The sequence below is a fragment of the Rhizobium esperanzae genome (genome assembly GCF_014197615.1).
GTDB classification, from domain to species: domain Bacteria; phylum Pseudomonadota; class Alphaproteobacteria; order Rhizobiales; family Rhizobiaceae; genus Rhizobium; species Rhizobium esperanzae_A.
Window position 1 is genome coordinate 223,673 of sequence record NZ_JACIFY010000007.1, and the last position, 24,270, is coordinate 247,942.

19 protein-coding genes and 1 pseudogene are annotated in these 24,270 nt (G+C 55.7%); 11 read left to right on the top strand and 9 right to left on the bottom strand.

What is annotated here, in order from left to right:
• Positions 1-41 precede the first annotated feature (41 nt).
• A complete protein-coding gene (locus GGD57_RS12210) occupies positions 42-1,052 on the top strand; it encodes a glycoside hydrolase family 3 N-terminal domain-containing protein (RefSeq protein ID WP_348645970.1) in 1,011 nt (336 codons plus the stop codon).
• Between the two features lie 481 nt (positions 1,053-1,533).
• Here GGD57_RS12210 and GGD57_RS12215 read toward each other — a convergent pair whose 3' ends face one another.
• The 5 genes from GGD57_RS12215 to GGD57_RS12235 form a co-directional block, all read right to left on the bottom strand.
• Complete coding sequence (locus GGD57_RS12215) at positions 1,534-1,923, bottom strand: VOC family protein (RefSeq protein ID WP_184469986.1); 390 nt, start codon at positions 1,921-1,923, stop codon at positions 1,534-1,536.
• A 40-nt stretch (positions 1,924-1,963) separates the two neighbouring features.
• Entirely contained in the window at positions 1,964-2,746 is a 783-nt protein-coding gene (locus tag GGD57_RS12220; protein WP_348645971.1) for a sugar phosphate isomerase/epimerase family protein, read from the bottom strand.
• 43 nt (positions 2,747-2,789) lie between these two features.
• Entirely contained in the window at positions 2,790-3,995 is a 1,206-nt protein-coding gene (locus GGD57_RS12225) for an MFS transporter (protein WP_246713617.1), read from the bottom strand.
• 146 nt (positions 3,996-4,141) lie between these two features.
• The gene (locus GGD57_RS12230) at positions 4,142-5,128 is read right to left on the bottom strand and encodes an aminotransferase class IV (protein ID WP_184469988.1); all 987 of its coding nucleotides are present in this window, start codon (positions 5,126-5,128) and stop codon (positions 4,142-4,144) included.
• Entirely contained in the window at positions 5,125-6,588 is a 1,464-nt protein-coding gene (locus GGD57_RS12235; protein WP_348645972.1) for a glucoamylase family protein, read from the bottom strand. The genes GGD57_RS12230 and GGD57_RS12235 overlap by 4 nt, the downstream gene beginning before the upstream one ends.
• Positions 6,589-7,127: 539 nt before the next feature.
• Here GGD57_RS12235 and GGD57_RS12240 point away from each other — a divergent pair.
• The 8 genes from GGD57_RS12240 to GGD57_RS12275 all read left to right on the top strand — a co-directional run bounded on the left by GGD57_RS12240 (position 7,128) and on the right by GGD57_RS12275 (position 17,769).
• Positions 7,128-8,930, top strand: coding sequence for a thiamine pyrophosphate-binding protein (locus GGD57_RS12240; RefSeq protein ID WP_184469989.1), 1,803 nt, complete (start codon positions 7,128-7,130; stop codon positions 8,928-8,930).
• 101 nt (positions 8,931-9,031) lie between these two features.
• The gene (gene hisD, locus GGD57_RS12245) at positions 9,032-10,348 is read left to right on the top strand and encodes a histidinol dehydrogenase (protein WP_184469991.1); all 1,317 of its coding nucleotides are present in this window, start codon (positions 9,032-9,034) and stop codon (positions 10,346-10,348) included.
• A gap of 69 nt (positions 10,349-10,417) precedes the next feature.
• The gene (locus GGD57_RS12250) at positions 10,418-11,668 is read left to right on the top strand and encodes an ABC transporter substrate-binding protein (protein WP_184469993.1); all 1,251 of its coding nucleotides are present in this window, start codon (positions 10,418-10,420) and stop codon (positions 11,666-11,668) included.
• 71 nt (positions 11,669-11,739) lie between these two features.
• On the top strand, positions 11,740-12,636 hold the full coding sequence (locus GGD57_RS12255; protein ID WP_184469995.1) for a carbohydrate ABC transporter permease: 897 nt from the start codon (positions 11,740-11,742) through the stop codon (positions 12,634-12,636).
• Positions 12,626-13,504, top strand: a complete 879-nt coding sequence (locus GGD57_RS12260) for a carbohydrate ABC transporter permease (RefSeq protein ID WP_184469997.1) — start codon at positions 12,626-12,628, stop codon at positions 13,502-13,504. The genes GGD57_RS12255 and GGD57_RS12260 overlap by 11 nt, the downstream gene beginning before the upstream one ends.
• 4 nt (positions 13,505-13,508) lie before the next feature.
• A complete protein-coding gene (locus GGD57_RS12265) occupies positions 13,509-14,609 on the top strand; it encodes an ABC transporter ATP-binding protein (RefSeq protein WP_184469999.1) in 1,101 nt (366 codons plus the stop codon).
• A 14-nt stretch (positions 14,610-14,623) separates the two neighbouring features.
• Positions 14,624-16,120 (top strand): FAD-dependent oxidoreductase, encoded by a 1,497-nt coding sequence (locus GGD57_RS12270; RefSeq protein ID WP_184470001.1) that lies wholly within the window; start codon positions 14,624-14,626, stop codon positions 16,118-16,120.
• On the top strand, positions 16,120-17,769 hold the full coding sequence (locus GGD57_RS12275) for a GMC family oxidoreductase (protein ID WP_184470003.1): 1,650 nt from the start codon (positions 16,120-16,122) through the stop codon (positions 17,767-17,769). The genes GGD57_RS12270 and GGD57_RS12275 overlap by 1 nt, the downstream gene beginning before the upstream one ends.
• 607 nt (positions 17,770-18,376) lie before the next feature.
• Here the strand turns inward: GGD57_RS12275 and GGD57_RS12280 are convergent.
• Entirely contained in the window at positions 18,377-19,258 is an 882-nt protein-coding gene (locus tag GGD57_RS12280) for a sugar phosphate isomerase/epimerase family protein (RefSeq protein WP_348645973.1), read from the bottom strand.
• Positions 19,255-20,280: a Gfo/Idh/MocA family protein gene (locus GGD57_RS12285; protein ID WP_246713618.1), complete on the bottom strand. Its 1,026-nt coding sequence runs from the start codon at positions 20,278-20,280 to the stop codon at positions 19,255-19,257. Before GGD57_RS12285 ends, GGD57_RS12280 begins: the two co-directional genes overlap by 4 nt.
• A gap of 130 nt (positions 20,281-20,410) precedes the next feature.
• On the opposite strand from GGD57_RS12285, the gene GGD57_RS12290 reads away from it, so the two are divergent.
• Complete coding sequence (locus tag GGD57_RS12290; RefSeq protein ID WP_088682542.1) at positions 20,411-21,235, top strand: helix-turn-helix domain-containing protein; 825 nt, start codon at positions 20,411-20,413, stop codon at positions 21,233-21,235.
• 16 nt (positions 21,236-21,251) lie between these two features.
• On the opposite strand, the gene GGD57_RS12295 is transcribed toward GGD57_RS12290, so the two are convergent.
• Both GGD57_RS12295 and GGD57_RS12300 read right to left on the bottom strand, forming a co-directional pair.
• Positions 21,252-22,151, bottom strand: coding sequence for a hypothetical protein (locus GGD57_RS12295; RefSeq protein WP_246713619.1), 900 nt, complete (start codon positions 22,149-22,151; stop codon positions 21,252-21,254).
• Positions 22,152-22,250: 99 nt separating this feature from the next.
• Positions 22,251-23,237: pseudogene (locus tag GGD57_RS12300) on the bottom strand (IS481 family transposase).
• Between the two features lie 140 nt (positions 23,238-23,377).
• On the opposite strand from GGD57_RS12300, the gene GGD57_RS12305 reads away from it, so the two are divergent.
• On the top strand, positions 23,378-24,211 hold the full coding sequence (locus tag GGD57_RS12305; protein ID WP_246713620.1) for an IS630 family transposase: 834 nt from the start codon (positions 23,378-23,380) through the stop codon (positions 24,209-24,211).
• Positions 24,212-24,270: the final 59 nt, after the last annotated feature.

Genomic DNA, 24,270 nt, shown 5'->3' on the forward strand with positions numbered 1-24,270 from the left:
GACGGCATTGATTAAACATTGAAGCAATTCGGAGATAGCCAGTGAGCGAGACAATTCAGCGTGATGCGAGAGCTGTGTTTCTGCCAGCATTCGATACATTGGATTTCCATAACATAATGGTTCCTTTCATTGATGCTGGCGGCTGCTCGGTCCTGATCGGAGAATCCCGTTCCGAATATGTCGCCAGGGGCATGTCCGGCGACCGACTCGCTCGAGAGAACAAGCAGGCAGTTACCGCGGCCATCGACGGTTTGCACCGTGGTCAGGCGGGTTTGATTGTTGCCGTTGATCAAGAACTCGGGGGCATCAGGCGTCTTGAGGGGCTCGCTCCACCTTTACCCACACTACACGAGGCGAAGCGTCTGCCGGCCGATGAGATCGAAGGCAGTTGCTTCGAAACAGCGCGGGCGGCCAAGGAGCTGGGAGTAACAATGTTTCTCGCGCCTATAGCCGACGTTGTTGTGGGGCAGAACCCGTGGCTTGAAGGTCGAACCCTTGGAACGGACAGAAGAGAAGTCGGACGTATTGTCTCTGCATTTGTCAGAGGGATTCAGCGAGCCGGGATCACGGCGGTCACGAAACACTTTCCCGGGTTCATCGACCTGGCAGGCGATCCAGCTCTCGTAGATGTTTCAATGATGTCCGGACTGGACAAAATCCTGGAAAATGCGACGCCTTTCCGCGAAGCTATAAGAGCCGGGACGATGGCCGTAATGGCTGGACCAGCTCCCGTTGCCGCTTTAGACCAGGAGAACGCCGCTTGTACGTCAGCCAAGGTCATCGAGCTCTTGCGCGGCGAGTTTGGATTCACTGGCCTGGTCATCAGCGATGACCTCGACGCGCCTGCCACGATGCGCGGGCAATCGCTGGTCGATACTGCTGTGACAGCGCTCAGCGCTGGTGTGGATCTGCTGTTGGTTGCTGGCGGTCCACATTTGCCTGAGCTCTGCGACGGTATAGTCGACGCCGTTCAAACGGGCCGACTGCCTGCCGAGCGGCTGATTGAGGCCGCCAACCGCGTACGGCATACCGCGTCGTCCAGCAGCCAGTAATTCGCTCTGGCTGCTGGCTCGTTTTCCAGTGGATAGATACATGCGGATTGCTGCGTTTGATCCCGCTCGAGAACGACTGGCGACGCGTTTGGTCTTCTGCTTAGCGGACATCTGCCTTGGAGCTTGGGCTCCCCTCGTACCGCTTGCGAAGCAACGGCTTCGGGTGGATGAAGGTACCCTTGGTTTCCTATTGCTTTGCATGGGCGTTGGATCAATTGCTACAATGCCCTTCACAGCGCACCTGACATCCAGATTTGGCTGCAGACGCATAATTCCGGCTGCTGTGGCCGGATTAATCGTTCTTCTGCCACTGTCGGCCGAGTTAACCGGCGTGCAGCTTAACTTCGAGCTTCTCTGTTGCGATTGTGGCCGCAAGCTCGAAGCGAGTTTCTATGCGCGTCCAAAACAGCTGCTAGAGGGTAGCACTGATGCGAAGTTCTGTCGCCACGTTTGCTGAAGGACAGGCGAAGGGAACCTAAAGTCATCGAAGGCCGTGATTGTTGACTTCGATCCAATACCCATCGGGATCCTGGATATAGACCTGTCGATACCCATCGAACCGTTCGCCCACCCTGTTGATATTCCCGGGCCAGTCGTAGTAGGCGATACTCCGGTTTTCCATGTCGGCGAGAAATGCTTCGAAATCTCTCACACGCAGGGCAAAGTGCGTATCCTTTCGAAGAGAAGTTGTGCTTGTGTCGCCTTCGCTCAGGTGAACCGTGTCAGTGCCTCCAATCTTGAGCCAGCGGATCTTCGCATTGTTGGTTTCCTCAATGATCTCGAAGCCGAAGACGTCTTGATAGAATTTGATGCTGCGTGCGAGGTCTTTGACCAAGAGCGAAAAATGATCAATCCGATATTTCAGATCCATTGTAGAAGGTCCTCCGTGCTCAGAATGGGCGTACAGACTCTTAAGCGTTGAATCGACTAAGGTAACTCAAGCTTCGTTTGGCAAATTCCAGTGGCTGTCTCGGGTTGTCGTGCTCAACCACAAGCAACCACGCACCGCACTCGGTGGCGGTTTTCCAAAGCGACGGCCAAAGAATGGTACCGTCACCAACATCGGACCAACCGTCTTCATCCTCGTGAGTGCCGACGGGCGCCTCGTCCTTGATGTGGGCAGATACGAGAATGCCCCGATATCTCTTCAACCAGTCCGCTGCGTTCATTCCAGCGCGGTTCATCCACGCGATGTCTGCCTGCCACTTCAGCGGGCTTCCTCGGGCGGTGTCGACTAGGACTTCGAAGCCAAAGCGCCCATCTGCGAGGGGCAAAAAGTCCTGGCGCATATTGTGGTAGCCGAGTGTTATCCCGGCATTGTGCAATCGCTCGGCCAATCGGGCCAACTCCCATCCCATAAAGCGCCAGTCACTGACGCTGCCCTTCGGCGTACGAAATGCAACGCCGGGAACAAAGAGCTGCTTGATTTCGCAAAATTCACATACATCGATAAGTCGCGCGAGGTGATTGCGTAGTGCCAAATGGCTTACATGCGCGGACGGCGCCACTACCTGATGATCCTCGAGTAAAGCCTTCAGAACAGTAGGCTCTTCCAAATGCTCTTCCAAAAGCTCGACCGCCTTGAAGCCGGCGCTTGCGGCCCCAAGCACCTGGGCTTGAAGAGACCCTAGTGATCTAAGCGAATACAACTGCAGCGCTATAACGTTCCTCATCGTCTTCTCAACATTCTCCACGGGCGCATCCGACTGCTGCACTTTTCTGCAACGCTCGAGCGCGTCAAAGGAGCTTCATTGACCTAGCCATGAACGCCAATCCGACAACAGCCACTGTCGAAAAGACTGCCGGCAGGAAAAATACATAGGGAAGACCGAGCAAGGCGATACCCAACCCGCCCGCTGCTCCGCCAAGTGCGCTGCTAAGCGCCGTAGAACTCATGAATATGGCTGAGGCAGTTGCGACCGCCGTCGGGAGCAGTCGTTGGGCGGCGATAATTCCCAGGGCCGCGAATACGCCCCACACGCCGCCCATGAGGATCTGACCCGCGAACATGCCCATGACGCTGTTCCAGCTCGCAAAGCAGATGTTTGCAAAAACACCAAGTGCTGCGGCAATAGACATCAGCCAAAGCATACCTGTTCTTCGCGCGAGGAGAACACTAAACGGCATAATCAGCAGCTCTACGAGAGGCTGAATTCCGATTACGGCTCCGCGTGTCGCAGCGTCTAGACCAAGGCTCTCGTCCATGTACAACAGAAGGAAGCCATATTTGATCGACTCTCCCGCATAGACCAGGACGAACAGACCAGTAAAAGCAAGGAGGGGCAGCATCTTCTCGAGACTTGGCTGGCGACGCTGCTTTTCCGCCACTCCCGGCGTTTCGGAGGGCCGAGGTGTGGCGAGCGTGCCTAGAGGTGCTATTTGAAGGAGGAAGCAGAGGGAGGTAAACCAAAGCATCTCACGAATTCCAAACTGCGCCGTTATCCACGTCCCCACGACAGGCCCGATGACCCACCCGGCTGTCAGCGCCATTCGGACCGTTGGAACGATGTCGTCACTCACCAGCGTTGTTCTGCACTGAATGTCATCGTGAATAGCGGCGAAAAGTTGCGAGGCGGCCGCTCCGGAAAATGCCAAGACAAATGTATTGACGATAAAGGGCAGCCAGCTGCTGGTCGACAGCGCAATCCCCGCCCAACCGATGAAGCCCATGAAAGCACATAAGCGAAAAAGGCTAAGGCGGTCGCCAGTTCGATCAGAAAAGCTGCCGATTGCATAACCGGCCAACGGCACCGCCAGGTTTGTCAAGTAAAACAGGCCGGCAGCGGCCATCGGCGTATCGAGTTCCTTCACAAGGAACAATACGATCTGCGGAGCTGCGGCAGATGTCCCGAGGCCCGATAGGAACATCGCGATTGCTGCGCCCAAATAAAGTGGCGACGACGTGACCTGTCTCAGTGTGGATCGTTTTTCGAGAGCTTCCAATTGCTGTATTTCCGATGAGCCAAGACGCAGTCAAGGCGGGATAGAACGCACTGAGAGAATTCAAATGCCCAAGCGCTGACGGAAGAACTGACGCCTAACCCCGTGGCAGCTTCAACGACTGCGAGCTCCGTCGAAACGTGACATATTCAATGTGACCTACGCACGAAGGAGGCTTTTGGGATGTAGGCGACAGGCTCGCCATACCAGCCGCTGCTACGTTTATGCCAGTACGAGTGGTGGATGCGACGGGTTTGCTCGCCGACAGCGCCTGAGCCGACCGTGGTTCCGTTCACCGAAGACACTGGAATGATTCCACCTGCCGTCGTCGTAAGGAAAATCTCTGTGGCCTTTAGAAGCCGCTCGAAGGAAATGTGCTCCTCCACGACACCGACATTTAGCTCGTTGCAGAGCTCCATGACGCTCCTTCTTGTCATTCCGTCCAGTATGCCGGAGGAGGGGGTCCGCAGTGACCCGTCAATGACCGCAAAGATATTGAAACCGGGTCCTTCGGTGATGTTGCCGTGGAGATCGCTGAGAACCACTGTATCGGCCCCTTTCTCATAAGCCTCAAACAAGCTCATTTCAAAGTCGAGCCAATGGTAGTGCTTCACCAATGGATCGACGGACTGCGGCGGAACTCTGACGCGTCGGCTTATATGAAGCGCCATGCCCGCTTCCTGTTTTTCTGGACTGGCGACCCACATATACGGCATGCAGAACGCCTGAAAGCGGTTTAAGCAGAGGCGCAGGTCTCGGCTACCGATGGGGGGACGTCCCCGCGTCATGATGATTTGGACGTAAGCATCACGGAACCCGCATACGGCAACGAGCTCGTGGACCACTCTGAGGATATCGGCCCTTTCGACAGGAGCCGTATCCATCCGGAGACGCTGGATAGACCTTTGAAACCGGTCAAGGTGGTCACTTAATCGGAAGAAACTGCCGTCCCACACCGAAATCGTCTCCTGACATGCGTCAGAGCGCAGGAAGCCCCAATCCAAGAGGGGCACCTTCGCTTCCTCAATCGGTACGATTTTCCCATCGACATAGGCTGAGCCGTTCGCGTAGGCGGGATCTGTGCGGAAATCCGGCAAATTTGTCGTATGCGCAGGCCAAACAAGCTTGTTGCTCACGGTCGTGTTTCTCCCAGAGACTCCGGATCCCGGCTTCGTTGCCGTCTGTCAATTCCCAGGCGCGCCAGTCCAACCATTACTTCCGGGGCTTTCATGAATAAGCGCCATAGCAAACCCGTGCGATAGTTCTCGATCATCGCCACGATCGGTCCCTGGTTGATCGCAAGATGGCAATCCGAAACCCAATTTTCAGCCGGGGCAAAGGCGTCAGCAAAACCGAACGCTCCCCACAAACGTCCGTTTCCGTAAGAAAGAAATGCACGTGCCGCGGCTTCAGCCTGAGCGGGCAGAAATGGAAAGCTCGATAACGCGGCGGTCGGCGCAAGAACGCCGACGTCATTCATCGGGCAGCTCACGAGGTAACCCCTGGGTCCGTCTGATGCGGTTAGACCCCACCCATAGACTCCGTACCCAATGTGCCCCTTTGGGTTTCGTCTGCAATGCTCATAGTTAATTCCCGAATGAGCGACGGCCTGATCCCAATAGTCGATATGTTCATCGAACAAGCCGCGAGGATCCAAGCCGCAGAACGAGTACTGAGAAAGGAAAAGCGGGCCGCCGTAGGGCGAGCCGGCGGGGAGGGTATGGCCATAATAGCTTTCGCCGTTGCGATAGGCTCCCTCGTTTTTCCATCCGAGATGGAAGACCTCTGGGTCAATAGAATGATCCTGTGAGCCTGCAGCAAGGACATAGGCAATAAGGCCTTCGTTCCATCCTGTGATCGGCACGTTGAGGGACCACTCATACTGCGGGCTCCAATGCCAGAACAGCGATGGTCGGGCTCCCGGACGGACGAAGCCGCTCCATTCAATCGCCGTTAAAATTCGATGTATTTGCTCTCGGATCTCGTCTTCGGCCGGCGATTTCTCGTCGAAATATTCTCGAGCGCATAAAAGCCCCTGGGCGAGTAGCGCTGTTTCAATGAGGTCGGCCCCATCGTCCAGTGGCACCAACGGGACGACCGTGAGATCGCTGGCTTTTACGAAGTGGGGAAACGCTCCGCGATATCTCGGTATCCCGGCCAGGGCGTCGAGTATTGCAAATACGCGTGAAGCGGCGTGGTGCCTCGCCACCCAGCCACGATCAGCCATCACTATTATCGACATCAGCCCGAAGCCAACCCCACCGAGGGAAACGAGATCCGATATTTTCTCACCTTTGGTTCCCCGCCTGTCATAGGGGAGACCGGTGGCCGTGTCGGCACCATCCCAGAAATATGCGGCATGCTGGCGTTGAATAGTGTCAAGGAGACTAGGAAGCGATAGGTGCTGGGGCCGAGGCGGATGACTCATGGACCGGGGTTGGCTCACGGCATCATATGTTCCCAATAAAGAAATTACATCCGCCATTTCAGTTCGCGTCTTTTTATTGCGTACTCTGCAGCCAGTCTCAGCTGCGTGCGGGTTCGCAGGAAAAATGTGTTTCGAGGACGCGTCATCGGCGACACGCTTAGCGGTCATGAGAATCGCATCCGCAACTATGTTTTTGCACTTCGCAACGCGAACTTTTGAGCATCGATATGCCGCAGAATTCGCGTCAAGTTGCGACTCCGTCGGCGGCACCAAGGCAGCAACCCAACTGTCCTTGGCAGGATGGGAACTCCGCCTCCGATCATCAGTGATCGGCGACCAACGATAAGTCGCCGCACCCATGCGCAAACTGACGCCGTCAAAGCGCCATAGTGTGCCGAAACCCCGCGGGCCGGCTTTCAAACGTCCGCCTGTCGCCAGATATGCAAGTCGGCCACCGGCTTTTCCCGCAGGCTCCTCCGCCCAGATCCTGCAGGCTTGTTCAATCGAAAAGACAAGCGTTTTCACAGCATAAGCGACCGACAGAAGCAGCTTATCGCGCTTGGCGCTTCACTGTGCATCAGCGTTTCGGTGCCTGCGAAGTTGCGGAATCGTCGAGCAAAGGCGCACACTGACCTAACTGTTGGAGGACAGTGCCAGCAATGCCGGCAGCCTTCAACCTGTCTTAAGCAAGGAACGAGGGTTGAACAATGAAGCTCACTGGTGGCCAAGTCGTCGCGAAGGCCTTGAAGGAATACGGTGTGGAATATGTGGCTGGTGTACCCGGTCACGGAATCTGGTCGCTCTTCGATGCCTTTTTGGAAGAGGGGTCTGAAATCCCATTCATCCAGGTCATGCACGAGCAGAGTGCTGTCCATATGGCCGATGGATACTATCGCGCTTCGGGAAAACCGATGGCTTGCTCGACCTCCGTCGGACCAGGCGCCGCAAATACCATCATCGGTCTCGCCACCGCTCTTTGCGACTCCACTTCGCTCTTCTACGTTTCCGGCTCCCCCCAGACTTACATGCACGGCCACGGGACGATGCAGGAACTGGAGCGCCATCAAGACAACGCATTTCCGCGCGTGACCGAGCAAGTCACGAAACGTGCATGGCAAGCCAATTCGGTGCAGGTCCTCCCAAGCATCATGCACCGTGCCTTCAACGCGATGATGACGGGGCGCCCTGGACCAGTCCACGTTGAAGTTCCGATGGATGTCCAGGTTGAAGCTGCGGATGTCACCATCCACCAGCTCGAAAAGCGCCTTCCCATCGGTATTGCCTATCCTGACCCGAAAGCGATCGAAGCTGCTGTTAAGGTTCTTATGACCGCTGAACGTCCGGTCATCGTGGCGGGTGGCGGCGCGATCACGGCCAATGCATCTGCAGAGCTTACTCGCCTCGCTGAGAAGTTGGGTGCGGCTGTCTCTATCACCTGGAATGGCAAAGGCGCGATTTCAGAGGATCATGAACTCTTCATCGGCGCTGTCGGACAGACCGGAACCACGTGCGGCAACAAGATCACTGCTTCAGCAGACGTGGTTGTCTCAGTCGGCTGCCGCTTCACCGATTGGTCTGCATCTTCCTATGCCAAGGGGGTGTCATTCTCCATTCCGTCGGCGAAGCTGATCCATATTGATCTGGACCCGCGCGAAATCGGCAAAAACTACGAAACGGAAGTCGGTATCGTGGCCGACGCGAAGGTCACGCTCGAAGCTATCCTGTCGCTTATCTCTGACACCGACTCGCAGAAGTTGCTGTCACGGCGCGAAAACTTCCTTGCTGACGTTCAGAAAGCGAAAGCCGACTGGCGCGCTCAGGTAGGCCCTCGTGAAAACAGCGTTGAAACACCATTTACCTCGCAGCGTCCGCTGATGGCGCTTCGCAAGGTCCTCGATCGTGACGGTATCGTCGTCGTCGGCTCCGGCAATACTCAGGGTTCAGTCAAGCAAAGCTTCCCTGTCTATCAGCCACGCACCCATCTGACGTCCGGTTCTTACTCGCCAATGGGTTGGGCAGTGCCGGCTGCTCTTGGCGCCAAGCTCGCGTGCCCTGACAGGCAGGTCGTGGCGATCGTCGGCGACGGTGATTTCATGATGTCGTTGCCGGAAATGGGTACTGCCGTGATGAACGGTATCAACGTCGTGTTCCTTGTTCTCAACAATCAGGGCTACATGTCGATCCGTGGCGGACAGCGCAAGTTCATGGGCCGTCATGTTGCCTCGGAATTCAATCATCATGCCGGCAACGGCGAGCCATACTCCGCTGACATTGCCGCGTCGGCACGCGCGTTTGGGCTTGAAGCCTGGCGTGTCGAGAAGAACGAGGACCTTGAGTCCAGCATCAAAGCCGCTCTCGAATGCGGTGGGCCAGCGCTTGTCGAAGTGATTGTTTCGCGTGACGCGGCCGGCCCGTTCGCGACGGGTTGGTGGGACTTCCCGTCGCCAGCTTACTACGAAAAGGAACAGGCGGCTTACGCGGAAATGCGTGCCCGCGAGCAGCATCTCTAAGCTGCCCTGATCCTCGGGGCGCCGGGCAGGCGCTCCCAAAACCCAGGTTTTAATCATCGCGACTGCGGAGCGTGCTGCTTCCGCGAACGAAGAGCTATGTCATGATCAGACACATCAAAACAGCCAAGGCAAGCAACGGAGGCGGCAGTGACGCCGCGGTAACCAAGGCAGTCGAAACACTTCTCGCGAAGGTGGAGTCGGGCGGCGACAAGGCTGTTCGGGAGCTGTCGGTACAGTTCGACAAGTTTGATCGGGAGTCCTATCGCCTGTCGAAAGAGGAAATCTCAACCGCAGTCAATTCGTTGACGAAACAGGAGCGTGAGGATCTGGACTTTGCCCAGGATCAAATCCGCCGTTTTGCTCAGGCTCAAAAAGATTCCCTCAAGGATCTTGAGATCGAAACGATCCCGGGTGTTGTCCTCGGCCACCGGAATGTCCCGGTTCAGAATGTAGGCTGCTACGTCCCGGGTGGAAAATATCCTCTCCTCGCATCTGCCCACATGACGGTTCTGACTGCGCGGGTGGCAGGATGCGAACGCGTAATAACCTGCGCACCGCCGTTCAAGGGGCAAATATCAAACAAGATTGTTGCTGCGCAGGCGCTTGCCGGAGCAGACGAAATCTATTCTCTGGGCGGCGTTCAGGCGATTGCAGCGATGGCATACGGGACTGAGACCATCCAGCCCGTCGATATGCTCGCCGGCCCGGGCAACGCCTATGTGGCCGAGGCAAAGCGTCTGCTTTTCGGAAAGGTGGGCATCGATCTTTTCGCCGGTCCGACGGAGACTCTCGTCATCGCTGATGACAGCGTCGACGGCGAGATTGTCGCAACCGACCTGCTCGGCCAAGCGGAACACGGCGCTAACTCGCCGGCTGTCCTGATAACGAATTCCGAAAAGCTCGCGCGAGATACGCTTAGCGAGATCGACCGCCTTCTCAAAATCCTTCCCACGTCGGCTATTGCAAGTCAGGCATGGGCCGAATTCGGCGAGATCATCCTGTGCGATACCCTGGAAGAAATGGTTGCTGAAGCCGATCGCGTCGCTTCGGAGCACGTCCAGGTCATGACCGGAGATCCCGACTATTTCTTAAAAAACATGACGAACTATGGCGCGCTTTTCCTGGGCGCCCGCACCAACGTTGCTTTCGGCGACAAGGTTATCGGTACCAACCACACGCTCCCAACCAATAAGGCGGCGCGATACACCGGCGGTTTGTGGGTCGGGAAGTTTCTGAAGACCTGCACTTATCAGCGGATCGAGACCGACGAAGCATCTGCATTGATCGGCGGCTATACTTCGCGGCTTTGCATCATGGAAGGCTTCGCGGGTCATGCGGAACAAGCGAATCTTCGCGTGCGCCGATATGGCGGGCGCAACATTCCGTATGCCGAGGCGGCGGCGCCCGTCAAAGCATGATTCCTTGGCGGCTTCATCGCCGATCGATGGGTAGCCGATCATCATCTCTAACCAAAAAGGGGAACTACCATGAAACTCAAAACTCTACTCGCAGCCTCGATAGCGCTTCTCCCGGTAGCAGCCGTTGCTCAGGAAAAGACGAAGATCGAAGGTATCCATCACTGGGTCTCCGAGAGCGAGGTGAACGCGCTTAAGGTGATCACAAACAAGCTCGCCGAAAAAGGTTACATTTGGCAAGACAGCGCAGTCGGAGGCCTATCTGGCGGCAACGCGCTTCAGGCCCTTAGGACGCGCCTCGCGGCAGGAAATCCCCCTGCTACCATGCAGTTTCTAGGTTTCGAAGGCTTGGACTGGGCAAAAGAAGGGGTTCTCCGTTCGCTGAACGACCAGTACGAGAAAAACGGTTGGGACAAGGCACTTGCTCCGCAGCTGCTGGCTTTCGTAAAGAGTGACGGCGATTTCATCTCGGTGCCGATCAACATGCACCGGCAGAATTGGGTTTGGGCCAACAAAGCTGTGTTCGACAAAGTTGGCCTTACCGAACCCAAGAGCTGGGATGAATTGATTGCCGACGGCGACAAGTTGAAGGCCGCAGGTGTCGTTCCTTTGGCGATGGGCGATGAGCCGTGGCAGATCCTCGAAGTGTTCGAAGCCATCCTTGTCGATGTGAACGGCCCGGAGTTCTACAAGAAGGCCGTTATGGATCTGGATGAAGAGGCCCTTGGCAGTGACAAAATGGTCGATGCATTCGAGAAGCTTCGCAAGGTGCGCGGCCTCGTCGACGAAGGCTTCACCGGCCGCGATTGGGCTGTTGCAACTGGCATGGTTGCAAGCGGAAAAGCTGCAATGCAAATCATGGGTGACTGGGCCAAAGGCGAATTTCTGGCGAAAGGCATGAAGCCTGGGACAGACTTCCTGTGCTTCCCGACCCCGTCGGCCACGCCGAACTATAAGTTCGTCATCGATGCTTTCGGCATGTTCAAGATCGATAACGAGGCCATCACAGCCGGCCAGGATGCGTGGGCAGAGTCGATTATGGACCCCGAAGTCCAGAAAGAATTCAACAAGATCAAGGGGTCGATCCCGGCTCGCTCCGACGTTTCGGTCGCCGATTTTGACGCGTGTGCCCAGCGGAGCTTTGCCGATAGAGAAGCGGCGATTGCGAGCGATGCCATGCTCGGTGGACTCACCGAAGGTTTCGCCACTCAGCCACAGTTTTCCGGTGTGTTCAGTGACGTTGTCGGTAAATTCTTTGTGACAGATATGTCCGCCAAGGACGCCGTCAAGGCGCTTGTCGACGGCATTGACAACGCTCGATGACCCATCATCAGGGCGCCGGCATTAAGCCGGCGCCCTGAATCGTCAATACGCTTCAACGCCGGATTACTGTGATGCACAGGACACCTTCGCTAAAAGATAAACTGACGCGCTGGCTACCTCGGATCGTTTTGTCGCCGAGCCTGGTCGTTGTCTTCGTCGGGGTTTATCTCTTCATCGCCTGGACGGCCGGAATTTCCCTGTCTTCCTCGAAAATGGTTCCAAGGTTCGATTTTGTTGGCCTGGAACAATACGCGCGCCTATGGGCAACGCCCCGGTGGGAGACAGCTGTCGCAAATCTGTTCATCTTCACTGTGCTGTTCCTTGCAATCACCATTGCGCTTGGTCTGTTCATTGCCATCCTTCTTGATCAACAGGTGAGGGCAGAGGGCTTTCTTCGGGCTGTCTACCTTTATCCAATGGCGCTGTCGTTCATCGTAACGGGTACCGCGTGGAAGTGGATTCTCAACCCCGAGTTGGGTGTCCAGAAGGTCGTCAACGAACTCGGCTGGACAGGCTTCGTCTTCGATTGGATCACGCGGCCAGAATACGCAATCTATTGTGTCGTGATCGCAGCGGTGTGGCAATCAACGGGCTTTGCCATGGCGATCTTCCTCGCCGGTCTCCGCGGCATCGACACGTCGATTATCAAGGCTGCTCAAATCGAGGGCGCGACGCTGCCGCGCATCTATATGAGCATCATCGTCCCCATGCTGCGACCGGCGTTTCTCAGCGTCGTTGTCTTGCTCAGCTACATATCGATCAAGAGCTTCGACCTTGTCCTGGCATTGACAGGCGGTGGTCCGGGCAGCGCGACCGAGATGCCCTCGACGTTCATGTTCTCCGCCACGTTCAAGCGGAACCAGATGGGCATTGGGGCGGCCAGCGCGATGATGATGTTGATGACCGTTGCGGCAATCATCGTGCCCTATCTGTACTCCGAACTGAAGGAGAACCGCAATGCACATTGAAGCAAGGCCAGCGCGGCGTTCTCTCCAGCTTGGCCGAGTATTTATCTACGGGTCGCTCATTGCACTTGCCGCTTTTTATCTGATGCCGCTATGGGTGATGATCGTCACGTCTTTGAAGTCACTTGATGAAATCTATTCCGGCTCGTTCATTGGACTTCCGAAGGCAGTGACGTTCGAGGCCTGGCAGAAAGCTTGGGACGAGGCATGCATCGGTACTGCATGCGGCGGTCTCAAGCCGTACTTCGTCAACTCGCTTCTCATGGTCGTTCCTGCTGTCACTCTATCGACCATGATCGGGGCGGTTAACGGCTACATTCTAACGAAATGGCGATTTCCGGGTTCCAACTTCATCTTCGGAATGTTGCTGTTTGGCTGCTTCTTGCCATTTCAGGCGGTGATTCTGCCAATGGCGCAGTTGCTCGGCGCACTGAAACTTTCCGGCACGATCCCAGGACTGGTTTTGGTTCATACGGTCTACGGGATCAGTTTCACCACCCTGTTTTTCCGGAACTACTTCATTACAATTCCGGACGAACTGACACGAGCGGCTCAGATCGACGGTGCCGGATTCTTCCGCATCTTCTTCTCGATCATGTTGCCAGCTGCTCTTCCGATCATCGTGGTCTCATGCATCTGGCAATTTACCCAGATCTGGAACGACTTCCTGTTCGGCGTGTCATTCACTGCGGGTCAGTCATCACCGATCACCGTAGCACTTAACAACATCGTCAACGTGACGATGGGTCGAAAGCAATACAACGTCGATATGGCCGCGGCAATGATTGCCGCGATTCCAACCCTTGTCGTCTATGTCATCGCCGGGCGCTATTTCGTCCGCGGACTGACTGCCGGTGCCGTGAAAGGCTGATACAATGTCTACTCTTGAAATCGATCGCGTCCGCAAAGCATATGGTGACCTCGAAGTGCTGAAGGAGGTCTCGATCTCGATTGGGACCGGCGATTTTCTCGTGCTGCTGGGACCATCTGGCTGCGGAAAATCGACGCTCCTCAACATGATCGCGGGTCTTGAAACGATCACCGGCGGTCAGATTCGCATTGCTGACAACGTGGTCAATGATTTGTCCCCGAAGGATCGGGACATTGCAATGGTGTTTCAGTCTTATGCACTTTACCCAACCATGACGGTGCGTGAGAACATCGAATTCGGCATGAAGATCCGCAAGGTCACCCATGCTGATCGCGACAAAGCTGTTCGTGCGGCAGCAGAGCTGCTCCAGATCAGTCACCTGCTAGATCGAAAGCCGTCGCAATTGTCCGGCGGACAGCGTCAGCGCGTCGCCATGGGACGTGCTATCGTCCGCCAGCCAAAACTTTTTCTGTTCGATGAACCTCTTTCGAACCTCGATGCAAAGCTTCGTGTTGACATGCGGACAGAGATCAAGCGCCTCCATCAGCGCTTGGGAACGACGATCGTCTACGTCACGCACGATCAAATCGAAGCAATGACGCTCGCGACACGCGTTGCCGTGATGAAGGACGGCATCGTCCAGCAGCTGGATGAACCTCAGAAGGTTTATGATCGGCCTGCCAACGTTTATGTCGCGAGATTTGTCGGCTCGCCGTCCATGAACATCGTTCCTGCAAAGCTTGAAGCCGACGGCTCCAATGTAAGCGCCGTGGTGCAAATCCCGAACCGGGCGCCCGCTCGCATTTCAGGGATTCAAATCTCCGCGTCGGCGCTGAACAAATATTCTGCCAAGGAGGTGCTGATCGGTATCCGACCAGAAAACTTCAGCCCCGCATCGAGCGCAGGCGCGAATTGCCTCACAGTCGATATCGACGTTGTCGAGCCTACCGGACCGGACGCGCTTGTTGTGTTCCAGCTCGCGGGCGTGGAGGTAACTGCACGGCTTCCGCCCAACACTGCAAGATCAAGAGCCGAAGCTTGTTTGTCTGTCGATGGCTCGAAGATCGTGTTGTTCGATGCGCAAACGGAATCTCGAATCGATTGAGGATCAACGCTCCCATGCAGCACAATGCAGACATTGTGATTATCGGTTCCGGTGTTGGCGGCAGTTCCCTGGCGTACAGCCTGGCCGACTCGGGGCGACGGATCGTTATCCTCGAGCGCGGCGACTACCTTAAAGACACCGCCGAAGCCCGTGACGACATTGCGATCTTTCAAAAGGGGTTCTACCGGCCGACCGAGAACTGGCTAGGAACTGACGGCGAGAGCTTTCTGGCCAACAACTACTACTACGTCGGTGGAAACTCGAAGTTCTTTGGAGCGGTCATGTACCGTTACCGGAAAGAAGATTTTTTGCCTCGTCCCCATCTGGATGGAAGCTCACCGGGCTGGCCTATATCATATGATGAACTCGAGCCATGGTATGAGCGCGCCGAAGAGGTCTTCCGCGTGCGGGGTGCCATTGGAGAGGATCCTACGGAACCTCCCCACGGCCGACCTTATTCCTACCCTGCTGTTCCCGATGAGCCGTCCATCGCATCGGTCCGAGCGCGTCTAAAAAATGCGGGTATCCATCCCGCTAGTCTTCCTCTTGCTATCGATATTGAGGCATGGCTCAAGCGTGCAAGAACCGGCTGGGATGCCTTCCCAAATACCGGGTTAGGTAAGATAGACGCCGAGGTCGGGCCTTTAAGTGGTGCCCTTCAGCACCCGAATGTGCGCATCATTACTGGCGCAAGCGTATCGCGCCTGGAAACAGATGAAACAGGAAAGCGCATCATATCAGCGACCTTCACGAAGGATGGAGCGGCACATTCAATTACGGCGGATGTCTTCGCTGTGGCTGCCGGGGCTGTTCAGACATCCGCATTGCTTCTTCGATCTGCAAACGCGGCTCATCCGAAGGGTTTGGCAAACAGTTCGGACCAGTTGGGCCGAAATTTCATGAACCATAACACGTCCGCGATGCTCGTGCTGGACTACAGACGGAACGCCTCAGTCTATCAGAAGACTTTAGCGTTCAACGATTTCTACAATGAGAACAACGAATTTGGCGCGCCGCTAGGAAACGTGCAACTGCTTGGTCACATCACCGGCAACATTCTGAAAGCGAATTTTCCCGTACCTGCCCCATCCTGGCTCATTAATATCATCGCAAGACATGCGTACGGATGGTTCCTCACCAGCGAAGATCTTCCGAACCCGGAAAGCCGGGTCATGGTCAAGGACGATCGGATTGTCGTCAACTGGGTGCGTTCAAACGTGCGCGCGCATGAAGCGCTGATCAAGAAGACGAAGCAGGTGATGCGCAAGGCTGGCTTCCCAGTCGTGCTTACCCATACGTTCGGAAGGAAGACGACGTCTCATCAGTGCGGAACCGCCAGGCTTGGAAGCGATCCGAAAACTTCGGTTGTCGACCTGAACTGCCGGAGCCATGATGTCTCGAACCTGTACATCACTGACGCTTCGGTATTGCCGACCTCCGCAGCTGTCAACCCGGCCCTTACAATTGCTGCTCTCGCAATCAAGGCCGGTGCATCGATAGGGAGCCGCTAATGCTCATGGACTGTCTCGGTTCTGCTCGTTATGGCGTGAAGCCGGCCTCAGGCAAGGAAAGCCGCTATGACTATATCGTTGTCGGGGGCGGCTCGACCGGTTGCGTGATTGCAGCGCGCCTTTCTGAGGACGAAACCGTCAAGGTGGCGCTTCTCGAAGAGGGGCCGCCCGATGCCAGCCCATACATACACATACCTGGAGCTTACTATAAAACAGCGCAAGGTGGATTGCTCAAGCGGTTGAGCTGGGAAGCTGGCCCCGAGTTGGCCCGAAACGAAAAGCAGACAATGGTTCAAGCCCGCGTCCTGGGCGGCGGCAGCTCTGTGAACGCCATGATCTACATTCGCGGCGTACCGTTTGACTACGAGCAATGGGTTCAGCTCGGCGCTGAGGGCTGGGGATATGATGACGTTCTACCCTATTTTCTCCGCGCCGAAGACAACAACCGCTTTTGCAACGAAGTTCATGCAGTTGGCGGACCATTGGGTGTCTCTGACATCGACTACATTCATCCGCTGACACGGAGCTGGCTTCAAGCGTGTCAACAGGCAGGAATGCCTTACAACGCCGATTTCAATTCTGGAAATCAGGCCGGTTGTGGCCTCTATCAAATCACGGCCAAGGACGGTCGACGCAGCAGTGCGGCTGTTGCCTATCTCAAGCCTGCGCGAGGGCGGCCAAATCTGCAGGTTGTTACCCGAACTGTCGTTAGCCGCATCATCATCGAAAACGGAAAAGCTGTCGGCGTTGAGTATATTAGGAACGGCGAAAAGCATGTTCTTCGGGCTGAACGAGAGATTATCGTTTCGGCGGGGGCGATCGGTACCCCGAAGTTGCTGATGCTATCCGGAATTGGTCCTGCAAAAGAATTAAGCCGTCACGGCATCACGATACACGTCGATCTACCTGGCGTTGGCAAAAACCTTCAGGACCACGTCGAAATTTCGCTCATCTATCAGCTGAATGGGCCTCACAGTTACGACAAATACAAGAAATTGCATTGGAAAGCCGCTGCGGGTCTCAACTACGCGCTCTTTAAGGGGGGGCCTGCCTCTTCGAACCTCATCGAGGGAGGGGCTTTCTGGTGGGGCAACAAGGACGAACGGGTTCCCGACATTCAGTATTTCATGGTCGTGGGCGCCGGTATCGAGGAAGGAGTCGATGCTGTTCCGGGTGGTAACGGATGCACCATCAACCTAGGGCAGATCCGACCGAGATCACGCGGCGAGGTCACGCTGACGAGCTCCGATTATGCTGCCGATCCTAGAGTCGCTCCCAACTACTTCTCCGATCCCTACGACCTGGACGCAATTACGGAAGGCACGCTGAAAGCAATGGATATCATGTCCAGACCTGCCATCGCCACATACCTTCACTCCAGATACGTGCCCGACCGGAGCGTGCTGACGCGGGATGAGGTGCGCGCTTTCTGCCAGCGTCATGCACATGCAGCCCTCCACCCGTCGGGTACGTGCCGAATGGGCACGGATGAAATGGCGGTTGTCGATCCAAAGCTTCGGGTTAATGGAATAGAGGGGCTTCGGGTTGCCGATGCTTCAGTCATGCCCACTTTGATTTCAGGAAATCCAAATGCCGTATGCATCATGATTGGCGAGCGAGCTGCGGATTTCCTGCTTGCGCGCGCATAGCGCATTGGCAGGAAAGTTCGACCGGGCAGAAAGGCTGGATAGGTAAAAAACGAATGCTTTCGAGACGGCGGACGTCTGAGCTCGCGTGACTTACAGCCGAACCACCTTTCCACTTGGCGAACACCGGCGTGGCGGTGGAAAGCTGGTTCTGCCGGCACCCGAAGACCGGTAGCGTTCGTAGCAATAATCGTCGATATACCCGCTTTGAGCCGACGATAGATCAAGCTAGTCGCACAGAAATCATGGTGGTTTCCGTCACGATCCATCTCGAAGAAAGGCCGTCTGCTGCTGCCCAGATCGCCGCTCTCGCACGTGCCTGCGCGGTCTCGGTCGAACGGGCGGCTGGTCGGCGGCATCGGGCGCGTTTACGGCCGGAACTCTGCGCCGTGGGAAGCAGGCCGCCTCTGGCGACAATCTTCGAAAAGCCTAGGGCATTTTGGTCAAGGTGTAGCCGGGGCACCGCTTATGACGCAAACACCATGCGTCATATAGCCAAGGCTCCGATCTTTCACCATCTGGAAGGGCAGGAGGGCACACGTGATGGCGAGGCCGCTCCGATCTCAAAGCTCGAAAACGATCCTAGACAAAGCAGCCTCAAGAATTGCTCTCAAGCAGCTACGCCAATGAGGGACTGCATCAGCGATTTGAGCTGCCGGGCAACTTCAAAGCTGTTTTCCTGGTGGTTTCGGTTGCAGAAGAGTTCGCAGCTCCACCAGCCTTCATAGCCGGTCGACTTTACCGCGTCTGTCCATTCCTGCAGGTTCAAAACTCCCTCACCGGTCGGCACATCGCGAAGCACTGGCTCGTCCGGTATGCCTCCCTTGAACTCAAGGGAATCGCACACGTGAACCCCGTATATGAGATCCTTGTCGATCTTTGCAACTCGTTCTGGGGTATCTCCCGAGGTGTAGCAGTGCCAGTAATCGATCAGCAGCTTGACATTGCTTCGCCCTGCCTTCTCTATCACCTTGAGCTGCTTGTCGATCGTGTTCAGCGGTGTCCAAGAAAGCGATTCCAAATATAGGATTAGACCATGCGATGCGGCGAGGTCGGCGAGTTCCTGCAGATTGGCTGCAGTAAGGTTGATCTGCTCCCGTTCCGGGCTGTCGATCAGTCCGCGATAAAGTCCCTTGTTTAGAGCCTTGGATTTTACAACCTCAATGCTGAGCGGTCCCGTTATGACCTCGACACCCTTCGCGCCGACTATCGTTGCCAATTCGAAAAGGCGTGCCGCGTCACTAAACAACTGTTTTCGTTCATGGTCTTGACGCTCGATGTCAACCAGAAAACCAATCCCAGGGATAAGCATGCCGCCGATCATCTCGGTCAGGGAAGATTTGGAGACGCCGGCGGCAAGGCAGTCGCTGATTTTCGTGCCGGATGCCTCGAGGCCATCGAATTTCAACTGCCTCGCGATCTCCACATCGATGGCCATCGTTGAGTGTTTCGCCACCAGAGAGTGTAGGATGATCTTTTGACGAGTTGTCACGACGGTGCTCCTGTACCGGTTGCCGATATATGATGTAAATCAACGAGCTCGCCCGTCTTCACCGATGTTTGCAACGCCTCGATGGTGTAAAGGTTGGAGACGCTATCTTCTCCGGTCGAAAGCCATGTCGGCCTTCCATGCAGTCCTGCAACGAAATCCTGCAATGCGGCAACGTGGACATCGCGCTCGCGTATTGGCATCAGTTCATTCTTGCCTGCAATTCGCCGGGTTAGGGTTCCAGCTCCGCGCCCGTTCAAGGTGCCATTTGCAATCAGTGAGCCTTTGCTGCCGGCCACCAACACCATATCCTCGATGTCGGAGACTGCGAAGCTCTCATGCCCCTGAACGATGCAGCCGTCGTTCATGCGCATTAAGAACGCAAGATGCAGCGGGAGTTGATCCTGTACCTTTTTAAGCCCGCTGATTTGGCGAGGTTCGGCATCCGTAAGGTATCGGGCAAGGTCGACACTTTCGATGGCTGCATCGAAGAAGATGTCGCCAGCAGCGCGTTCGACCTTACCGCGCCGTTGCGGCGGTGGCTCGTGGGGACCGCCACGAACGACAATTATCGATTGCAGTTGGCCAATGTCGCCGTCGCGGATTAGCCTCTTCATCGTCTGGTGCACATTGGATGCGCGGGCGACGTGATGCACTGCTAAAGTGACCTTCATGTCATGGCAGAGTTTCACTAGTTCCGCGGCTTGCTCGCGATCATCGCAGAGGGGCCCATCGCATAAGATGTGCTTACCGGCTCTCGCTGCTGCAGCCACGTGATAGGGGCGCCGATCTCTCGTCGCGCTAACATAGACAAACCGGACCTGGGGGGCAGCCCAGACAGTTGTCAGATCACTGGTAGCGTTCGAAACATCTAGATCGCCTGCAAAAGCCTGCGCATATTGAAGGTTTCGGCTGAAAACCCAGAGGGGCAAATGGCCAATCGATCGGATCGCAGATACCATGTGCTCCGTAGCAATGGTTTCCGTGCCCATAATCGCCCAACCGATTTCGGCGCTTGCTGGCAATGATCGATCCCCTTCATATTCCCGATAAAATGTAAGGGGAATGACGGCCGGAGCAATTTCGCATTGCGTTTGAGGCTTTCGCGATATAGCGTAGTTATAGCGTCAATACGCGTCATATTCTGGACGGCCAATGAACCATCTGATTAGCGATACGGCCTTCTTCGCCGCCAATCTTCGAACTCTTTGCAATCAACAAGGGTCAGTGGCAGCTGTATGCAGGAAGATAAAGGTAAATCGGCAGCAGTTTAATAAATATCTTTCGGGCTCTCATGTTCCGTCAGCAGCGAATATGAGGATCATCGCAAACTACTTTGGCCTCAGTGTTCCCATTCTTTTCTCCGACCCCGAAGAATTCAGAACCCTCGTCGATGGCAACTTTTTCCACGCTATGTCGGCGGCGCGGCAGTTGCCGGAGTTTTCGCGATTTGTATCGACCATGTTGGTGGAAAACTCGGTACCCGATAGCGACCTGATCGGCGTCTACGATCGATACCAATTTTCGTCGATCTACAAAGGTTTCGTGCTGAAGTCGGCATTCTGCATCTACCGATCCAACCAGTTCCTGCAACACTATTATGTCGAACGGTTCCCCAGTTTCGACGACCCGAAGAAGATGGAGTATGTCTTCAAATATTATGGGTTTTGCTTTCCGATCGCAGATCGCCTCTTCACCGCGGATTTTGAAGGAATTCAGTCAAACGAACTGACCTTCGGTGTCTATGCGCAGGTGAAGCGAAACTCCAAAAAGTTCATGTTCGGGATTTCAAGCGGCATTGCCGCAACCGTCTTCCGCCAGCCTTACTCAACCAAAGTTGCCCTTCACTATCGAGGGCCGGGGCTGCTTAGGAGGGAGCAAATCAAGGGGATCACGGTAATGGATAAAAACGACCCCGCGATACCTCGCGAGGCCCTTCAATATCTAGGTGATGGCTCGGACATGATCCAGATGTCTTGAAATTCGCCCAAGGCCATCAAGGATGCAGCTCAACAGCCAACCAAACGGAGTCCGTGTCTGCGTAATATCTATGCCAAGGATAGGTCCACTGATTATGTCCTGTCACCCTGCAAAACGGATCGTGCGAATAGCCAATCGGCATGACGACGTCTTCGTAGAGCGTTGACTGATCGCGTTCAGCGAATTTCTGCATCCGCCCGAGGCCGTGGATTTGCGTGTGTACTTCGAGGAACGGATGCTCATTGTGAATGAAGCAATCCGTGTCGCCAGGGGACCACCACAGGTTCAACTTCAGCGTAAAAGTTTGCTCAGCTGTAGACTCGGCGGATTCGTTGGTGAAAACGCGGGGGTCCATCCTCACCTGACCGATCTCGTCTTGAGCGGAAATGAAGAGGGGCGTGTCACGCGGGAAGCTACGGATACGATTTCCGAGCCAATCCCACCCGCGGAATTGCGCGCCCCCAAGGTTCGTCGCTTTGACGACCTTGATCAATGCTGCACGTTCCGCCGACTTGATTCTCCCACCCTTCAGCCAGGTCGATTTCCAAGCAGGAACGATCGCTGGATGTTCCGTACCCGTTACCATGGGCGAGGGGCCGAGGTTGACAACAACCGCGTCGCTCACGTCATAATCGACAACGTCCTCCACCAACTTGGCGGAGATGAATTCATCTGCGAATGCAAGGTCTCTTGTTGCGTTTCTCACGGTCGTCGGATCCCCAATATTCCAAAGCTCAAGCATATCAAGCCACGGATGGGCACTTGAAAACAGTGCGCGGACGCCGCATTTCTGAAGTGACGCGCCGCTCTGTTTGCGCCACATTGCGTCAGAAATCGGCATGGGGACAAAATGACTCAGTCCGAGCCAGCGGCCATACCGACTGGATGGTGGATCGGCGCTGTCGAAAACGTGCATCGAGCTTCTGTGGTAATTGCCAGCCTGCTATGCGTTCCAGGACGATGGTGAAGTTTGATTGCGTGGAACGTGCCACCCTTGAACGCGCGCTAAAAAGGGCTAGATATTTAGTCCCGGGAATTGATGGGCTGGATCGAGCCAGAATCGTTCAGGCTCGATTGTTCAGCATTTGCAGATATATTCGTAGGGTGTGAGGCCTTTGAGGGTCTTGAGGCGGCGAGCGAAATTGTAAGCTGAGACGAAGTCGGCGAGGTGCTGGCGGAGTTGCTCGTGGCTCTCGTAGTAATAGCGTTTAACGGTCGCCTCCTTGATCGTCCGGTTCATCCGCTCGACCTGGCCATTCGTCCAGGGGTGTTTCGGCTTGGTTGTTCGGTGTTCGATATCGGCCTTGGCGCAGGCATATTCGAACGCATGTGCCCAGATGATTTCGCCGGCCGCCATAGCTTCCTTGATCAGGGGGACGGCCGAGCCGCCGGCGCCGGGCGTGGTGAACTGGATGCCGTTATCGGTAAGAACGGTATGGTCCTTATAGGGCACGGCCTTGAGGCGGCGTAGGAAGTCTGCCGAAACGGCTGTTGTCGCCTTCTCATGCAGCTCCACGAAAGCAAACTTCGAGGTTCGGTCGATGGCGACGAACATGTGCAGTTTGCCCTGTTCCGTCCGCACCTCGGCCACATCGATATGGAAATAGCCGATCGGATAGGCTTTGAACTTTTGGCGAACAGGCTTGTCGCCGCCCACATCGGCAAGCTTGGAAATGCCATGGCGCTGCAGGCAACGATGCAGTGAGGAACGGTCAGATGCGGAATGGTCGGCTGCAGCGCATAGAGGCAGTCGTCGAGAGGCAACAGCGTATAGCGCCGGAACGCGACGATCACCGCTTCCTCCTCGATCGACAGAACCGTCGATCGAGGGGCTTTCGGACCGGTCACCAAGTCAGTCGTCGAAGTTCGTTCTTCCATTTGGCAACGGTCTTCTGGTTGATCCCACACCGCTTCGCCAGAACTCTCAGGCTCGCTTGACTATTTGTATTGCTCGACGGATCGCCTCTGTCGTCGTGGCGCTCCCATGCAGAATTTGTCCCATAGCGAATCTCTCCAAGCTTGCGAGAAGATTGCACCATCAAAATCCGGGATCAAACATCTAAAGCGTGTCGCAGCTTACGTGATTCAGGATTCCGTTGAAGCTTGATTTGTGATTCACTTGTGCATGGAAGGAGATCGACCATGGGCAAGCCGCATCCGTTAGAGTTGCGTGTGCGAGTGGTTGCGTTTGTAGAGGAAGGCAATAGCCATCGTGAAGCCGCCCGGCATTTCCGGGTATCGCCGCGGTTCGTCAACAATATGATGATCCTGCACCGGTCGCAGGGCTCGGTGGCGCCGGCCAGGCAGGGCCATGCAGCAGGTGGTGGTAAATTGACGGCGCATAGCCAGTGGATTGTCGCGCGTGTTGCCGGCGATGGCGATGTGACGCTGGACGAATTGTGTTTCGAACTGTCCGGACGCGGTGTGATGGTCCATCGCGCCACGATCGGTCGGTTTCTCCAACGGCTTGGGCTGAGCAATAAAAAAAGCCTCATGGCCAGCGAACAGCTGCGGCCGGAGATCGCGCACGCCCGTGACCTGTGGATCAAGCGACGCCGGCGCTTCTTCAACAAAGCATTGGCCCGGCTGATTTTTATCGATGAGACATCGACCAATACCAAGCTGACCAAGCGCACTGGATGGTCTCCCAGAGGCCAGCGCTATCGGACCCATGCGCCATTCGGCAAATGGAGAACCCAGACCTTCATCGCCGGACTGCGATGTCACGGCTTGACTGCGCCGTTCATCGTCGATGCACCGATGAACGGACGGATCTTCGAAGCCTGGATCGAAACTCAACTCGCCCCGACATTGTCGAGGGGCGATGTCGTCATTCTCGACAATGTCGGCTTCCACAAGAGCGAGCGTGCCGCACAACTGGTCAAGGAGCGGGGAGCATGGCTGCTGTTCTTGCCGGCCTATTCACCCGACCTCAACCCGATCGAAAGGGCATATTCAAGAAACCTCTCAAAGTGAGTTTCTGTTGATGCCCTATGTTGGCCATAGAGCATTGATATTGCTGGCCCGATGGATGA